Annotated in this window: 7 protein-coding genes; 6 read left to right on the top strand and 1 reads right to left on the bottom strand. The window is 33.1% G+C overall.

The window, feature by feature from the left end:
* The first annotated feature begins 295 nt into the window (after window positions 1–295).
* The 3 genes from BZK14_RS07300 to BZK14_RS07290 are packed head-to-tail and all read left to right on the top strand — an operon-like array spanning window position 296 to window position 2576.
* Entirely contained in the window at window positions 296–1372 is a 1077-nt protein-coding gene (locus tag BZK14_RS07300; protein WP_143691397.1) for a hypothetical protein, read from the top strand.
* Between the two features lie 8 nt (window positions 1373–1380).
* Complete coding sequence (locus BZK14_RS07295) at window positions 1381–1572, top strand: helix-turn-helix transcriptional regulator (RefSeq protein WP_077925871.1); 192 nt, start codon at window positions 1381–1383, stop codon at window positions 1570–1572.
* 8 nt (window positions 1573–1580) lie between these two features.
* Entirely contained in the window at window positions 1581–2576 is a 996-nt protein-coding gene (locus BZK14_RS07290; RefSeq protein WP_077925870.1) for a tyrosine-type recombinase/integrase, read from the top strand.
* Window positions 2577–2766: 190 nt separating this feature from the next.
* Here the strand turns inward: BZK14_RS07290 and BZK14_RS07285 are convergent, their stop codons facing one another.
* On the bottom strand, window positions 2767–3732 hold the full coding sequence (locus BZK14_RS07285; RefSeq protein ID WP_077925869.1) for a DNA cytosine methyltransferase: 966 nt from the start codon (window positions 3730–3732) through the stop codon (window positions 2767–2769).
* Between the two features lie 173 nt (window positions 3733–3905).
* Between BZK14_RS07285 and BZK14_RS07280 the strand changes: the two genes are divergently transcribed.
* The 3 genes from BZK14_RS07280 to BZK14_RS07270 all read left to right on the top strand — a co-directional run.
* Window positions 3906–4124, top strand: a complete 219-nt coding sequence (locus tag BZK14_RS07280) for a helix-turn-helix domain-containing protein (RefSeq protein ID WP_077925868.1) — start codon at window positions 3906–3908, stop codon at window positions 4122–4124.
* The gene (locus BZK14_RS07275) at window positions 4114–5076 is read left to right on the top strand and encodes a group I intron-associated PD-(D/E)XK endonuclease (protein ID WP_077925867.1); all 963 of its coding nucleotides are present in this window, start codon (window positions 4114–4116) and stop codon (window positions 5074–5076) included. Before BZK14_RS07280 ends, BZK14_RS07275 begins: the two co-directional genes overlap by 11 nt.
* 27 nt (window positions 5077–5103) lie before the next feature.
* A partial coding sequence (locus BZK14_RS07270; RefSeq protein ID WP_077925866.1) for a phospholipase D-like domain-containing protein occupies window positions 5104–6350 on the top strand: 1247 nt, incomplete at its 3' end.

Genomic DNA, 6350 nt, shown 5'->3' with positions numbered 1-6350 from the left:
CAATTTATACAGGCAACGCTGAGCAATTAAATAGAATATTTTTGGATCAAGCACCATTATTAAAACAGTACAAACCATACCGTATGTAGGTTATTTTACTGAGATTCAAACATATGTTTATCCTGATTATGCGGTTTACCAAGGCAATATCTATCACAAGAATGCAGATGATTTCTTTGCTTTGCCTCATGGTTATGTCAAAAGTACTTTTGAGCTATCAAATTTCAATCCAAGTATTGAGTATAAAAATGAATGGCTAGAGGCCTTTATTATCGTATTTGGTGATAAAGGATTGGTGGCACTAACTTATTGGATGCTTTCTTTATTTGCTGAGCAAATACGTGCTAAATATGGCATGTTCCCTTTTTTAGAAGCTACGGGTGAAGCAGGTGCAGGTAAATCATTATTGATTGAATTTCTTTGGTTGTTAGTTGGCAGATCAAGCTATGAAGGCATTAATCCAACAACTTCCACTAGAGTTGGTCGAGCAAGAACATTAGCACAAGTGTCAAATTTACCTGTAGTGTTTATTGAAGGGGATATTAATGATCCGAGCAGTGGCAATAACCATAAACAAAAAGCCTTTAGTCCTGAAGAGTTAAAACCATTGTTTAACGGGCGTTCTCCTCGTACTAAAGCTACCAAAGATCATACAAATATTACAGATGATATGCCGTTTAAAGGTTCTGTGGTGATTTCTCAGAATCAGAAGGTATCAGGTTCGGAAGCCATTTTATCTCGATTGATTTATTTGCACTTTGATCGTTCGCAGCACAATGCACAATCACGAGAGGCTGCTAGTTATTTAGCACGTTTATCAGTTGAAGAGGTTTCAGGGTTTTTATTCTATGCATTGAAGAACGAACAACTCATTATGGATATTGTTGATCGGACTTTTCAAAGTAATCGTGATCATATTATGGCATTGCCAGATGTCAAAATGGAACGCATAGGATCTACTCATGGTTTGATGCTATCAGGTTTACAGGCTTTATCTGAGATTCTACCCATTACTGATAATACTAAACAAAAGGTAATGAATTTTATTGATCAAATTGCGATTGAACGTGAACGGGATCTTATAAGTGATCATCCTGCATTAGATCAATTTTGGGATGTGTATGAATATTTTGAGAGCTTGGTACAACCAAATCAGCCTTATAGTCTTAATCACTCTCCTAATGACAGTGAAATAGCCATTAGCCTTGGTGAATTTTTTCCTCACGCAAAGCTTAATCATCAAGCTCTTGAGGATATTAAATTAATTAAAAAGATCATTAAAACCTCAGTGAGACACCAATTCATCTCAGTCAAAACAGTTCGTAGTCCTATCGCATCTAAGTCAATGCGTTGTTATGTATTTAAAAAGTGAGGATAACCATGAGTAAAAATTTATTAACGATCTCTGATTTAGCTGAAAAATTTAAATTTTCAGTCGGACATATTAAACAGCAAATTATTAAGTTAGAAGGATTTCCTGATCCTATACGTTTTAGTCACAGAGGTGATCCAAGATGGATTGAAGCAGATATTGATACATTCATTGAAAATCAGCGAAATAATTCATATTAGGAGAGGGTATGGGTAGTATTACTAAACGTGGCAAAAGATATCTAGCTAGAGCTCAATATACAAGAAATTATATTAAAGAAACTAAAAGTAGGTCTTTTAATAGTCACTTAGATGCCTTAATGTGGATAGAAAAAACAGAAAAATCTTTACGCTTGGGCAAAAGCCAAGCCATAGATACAACTAAGAAAGTTAAGGATGCTGTGATCCGCTATCGTGATGAAGTTTCACCGACCAAGAAAAGCAAAGAATATGAGGTTAATCGCTTAAATTACTTTCTCAGAATGAAATCATTTCCTTCAGAAGTGCCATTGCATACACTGATTACAAGAGATATTGCTGCATGGCGTAATAGCCGCAATATTTCTAATTCATCGAAAAATCGTGAAATATCCTTGCTCAGTGCTGTGTTTGAAATGGCTAGGATTGAATGGAATTGGATGGAAAAGAATCCTACTCGTGATCTAAAGCGATTAACGCCACCACCGCCAAGAAATAGACGTATATCTGATTTTGAAATCAAATTATTATTGGAAAATCTAGAGTTTGCTGATCAACCACCAACGATGCAAAAACATAAAGTTGGGTTGATATTCTTATTGGCTTTAGAAACGGCAATGCGCCAATCCGAGATTACGACATTAGATTGGTCACAAGTGTCATTAAGAGAGCGATCAGTGACATTATTAGCCACAAAGAATGGGGATAGAAGGCAGGTGCCTTTATCTTCAAGAGCACGAGAATTATTTGAATTAATGAATCCTAAAAATCATGGCAATATCTTCAACATTACCGCTGATACAGTTTGCACGACTTTTAGGAAGGCGGTTAAAGAATGCAATATTATAGATTTAACATTCCATGATTCACGCCATGAGGCTTGTACACGATTGGCTCAAAAATTAAAAGTATTAGATTTGGCAGCAATGATTGGGCACCGAGATTTAAAATCACTAATGATTTATTACAATCCGACTGTTACAGAGATAGCACGCCAACTAGATTAGATGAACGGCTCCTTGTGAGCTTTTTATTATGTGTGTAATAGAGTGACATAGAAGATGATTTATAACTAATTGATTCTATTTATATGTAAGCGACTATTATCAATATTTGTGACATAAACGTATGTATTGTTTTGTGACATAAAATAAAAGGCTCATTGTGAGCCTTTTTTATGTGAGATATGCATACAAATTATTTTTGAGTAGGCTCTATAGCTTCTTTGATTTGTTGAGCAATTCTCTCTATGACAGGAATAACTACACTATTACCTGCTTGTTTATACAAATTAGCATTGCTCACATCTTTCGGTAATTTATAGTTTTTAGGATAACCTTGGAAATTGAAACATTCTCTAGGTGTTAGTTTTCTGATTGTATCAGGTTTCTTTTGGACGTTCAGTAATGGCACATTGTGCCCACCTGTCCCCATATTAGCTGTTAAGGTAGGGCATAAGTTACTTTTGTTTGCTCTGACATATTGTCTACGCCATTGATACAAAGTTTCAGCATCAGTAACATCTTCTACTAATTGGTTAAAGAAAGGGGTTTTTTCAGTATAAAAATAGCGAGATTCAATTGTTTTTTCATCTTCCAACATATCTTTAATTTCAGTAATTAAAGGAATTGGATCAGGAAACTTGAAACGCTCAAATGCTTGTTTATCTTTAAAGCAAACAATATAGATTCGTTCTCTATTTTGTGGAATATTGCCATATTCAGATGCATTGAGAACTGAATGTGCAACATGATAACCATGCTTATGTAATGTATCTAGGATAACTTTAAATGTATTGCCTTTATCATGGTTCACAAGGTTTTTAACATTTTCTAGAAATATGATGGGTGGCTGTTTATCAGTAAAGATTCTTTCGAGCTCGAAAAACAAGTTGCCACGGCCTTTTTCATCATCAAAGCCTTGTCTGTATCCCGCAACGGAGAACGCTTGGCATGGGAATCCTGCTAGCATAATATCAAAATCAGGTATTTCACTGGATTTTACATCTCTAATATCTCTATTATCGATAGTGAATTTAAAGTTTTCTTTTAAAGTTGTTGCGGCAAATTTGTCTAGTTCATTTGCATAAATAGTTTCAAAACCCGCATTGTCAAAACCTATATCTATCCCGCCAACACCTGCGAAGAATGAAGCACATTTCATAATAATTCCTAACTAAACAAATTTACAAAAATGTATTTTATATGAAATACATTAAAATTGCAGCTTTATTTTTCTTTATATTTCATCTAGTTAGCTTTATTGATAACTATAGTAAGTTGATAATATTAATATTTTTGTGTATACGGTTGAGATTTACTATTAAATATATATTAATGACTAGTAATATTTTAAAAGATTTTGGCCAAACAATTCGATTAATTCGCATGGATAAAGAATTAAGTCAAGAAGAATTGGCTCATCGATGTGGTTTTCATCGCACATATATTGGGATGATCGAGCGTGGTGAAAAAAATATTACTTTAAAAAATATTGAGATACTTGCTAGATCATTGGATATACCTATATGTGAGTTATTTAAAGATGCAAGATAAAGAAGATTTTATTGAAAAATACATTGTCAAAATTAATGATGGAAAGTTCACTAAAAACAAAAAAAATAAAGCAGATATGGTGAAAATCTTTGTATCTCAAACTAATATGCGAAATTACTTAAGAAATAAATTTTTGGATTATATACAGAACGAAGATAATATTTCTACTTTATTAGTAACACTAAAGGACAATGAGTATACAAGAAAAGAAGTTAAGGAAATTGCTAATAAACATGGCTTTTATCATGTAGATCTAGAGACTTTTTATGATCAACAATTATTTTTAAAGATTAAAAATAGTTTGCACACCGAAGATAGTGTTTTTAAAGAGGAGTTAATAAACAGTATTTTAACAGTTTTTGAACATCATCTTTGTAAGCCAACTGCTGAAGACCTAGACACTTTTGATAAAAATGGATTTAAGTATATCAAAGCGGACTTAAAAAAATTAACTGAAAAAGTAATTGATTTACTTGGTTTTGGTGGTTTTGCAATGAATCTACAAAATATTAATGCTGGGGTTATGACTGCTAATGCTGGTGATAGTGCCCAATTTTTATTTATTAGCCGAGCAATTCTTGCTGGTTATAATTGTTCTAACGTTGACGTAAGGTCTAGTCGATATGATGCGGTAATTGATTTTGAGGGTACTTTATTACGTATACAAGTTAAAGGAATATCTGGCTCAACAATTTCTTTTGTAGATAGGGATAGGGGGGGGCAAGGAATAGATCATAAACATAAGAGTAATCGAGGCAAAAGAATTACAGCGAAAGATTGTGACTTGTATGTGGCTGTTGATAAAGAAGTAGGGCTCTGTTATTTAATTCCAATAGCTGAAATGGATGATAAATATCCTGACGAGAAACAAGCAAAAAACATTTCAGTAAAAAAACTACAAGAGTATAAGGAAAACTGGGCTCAAATTGAGAAAGTTGCTAAGCAAAAATAGGTTAATAATATTAGGATTAATATAAAGATGAATCAAACATTATGGAACTATTTCTCTAGTGAAGAACAACAAGAATATATAAAGTTTCTAAAAATTTTTGGCGCATTATCTGGGCTTTTTAAAGATACTAATGAAGGTAGTAACGCATCTAAACCATATTTGTATTATAGAAATCACGAGCAATTATTTGCTAGAGTTTTTGATGTCGAAGATTTAACTCGTTATGATTCAGCTTTTGATGCCGTAGGAAATTTTAATGGGCATAGAATCGGTATTGGATTAAAAACTTGGATCCATACAAGAGATAAAACTTTTCAGAAAGTAGCAGAATTTAATAAGTTAGCTCCTACTGTAATTAGGCCTTTGATTGCTAATGCAGAGCCATTAGAAGTGGTAAAAAAAGTTGCTTCTTTACGTAATGAGAGAATAGGCTTAGATTGCCGTACCTATAAAACAACATCCGAGATCTATCACAATATTACGCGAGATAGTAATGTGATGAATATTGTAGAATCCACTTATGATCTAGTTGATTTAGACTCCCTTCGACTACTTTCTGTTAAGGATGATAAAAGTGTTTTTGACTTTGAAGATAAACATAAAAAGTATAAATTTTATGTTAGTAAAAGTGTGCTTTTGCAAGAATTTGATGCATCACCAAATTGTGTCATCACTCAAATACCAATTAAGCAATATAGTGATCCTTTTGAGCTGATCGAACATATTCAATTAGAGGGTAATATCAGCCAATCAATAGATAAGAAGAATGTTATTTATTTGCCAATTTATTCTGATAGAAATTATGTAGTAGAGGAAAAATCAGGGTTTAATGCATGGAATGCTGCCTCGAAAGTTAAAGGATCAGATCGGTTAAGACCTGATTTTGAAGCATATATTCCTATCCCAATATGGATTCACCATCTCTTCCCTAACTTTTTTGGTTTTGATGCTCTAGATAAAGAGGCGCGTAATAATTCTATTGGATTTAAACTACATCTCCCTGACGGTAATTCTTTTGATGCAATTGTGACTCAAGATAATGGAAAGAGTTTACAGACGAACCCACAGAGTATTTTAGGAAAATGGATTCTACATGATGTTCTTGGGGTAGAAGCAAGACAATTATTAACGATTGATAGATTAAGATTATTGGGAGTAGATTCTCTAAAAATTACTCGTATTGATAATGAAAATTTTAAAATTGATTTAGCAGATACTTATGCTTTTGAGAATTGGAAGTTGGACTTACAATCAGATATTGAGAACTGTTCTGC

Origin of the sequence: Wohlfahrtiimonas larvae, assembly GCF_002006755.1 — a bacterium.
Lineage (GTDB): Bacteria > Pseudomonadota > Gammaproteobacteria > Cardiobacteriales > Wohlfahrtiimonadaceae > Wohlfahrtiimonas > Wohlfahrtiimonas larvae.
Note: the sequence above shows the minus strand (reverse complement) of the source record. Positions and strands in the feature narration are given on the sequence as shown.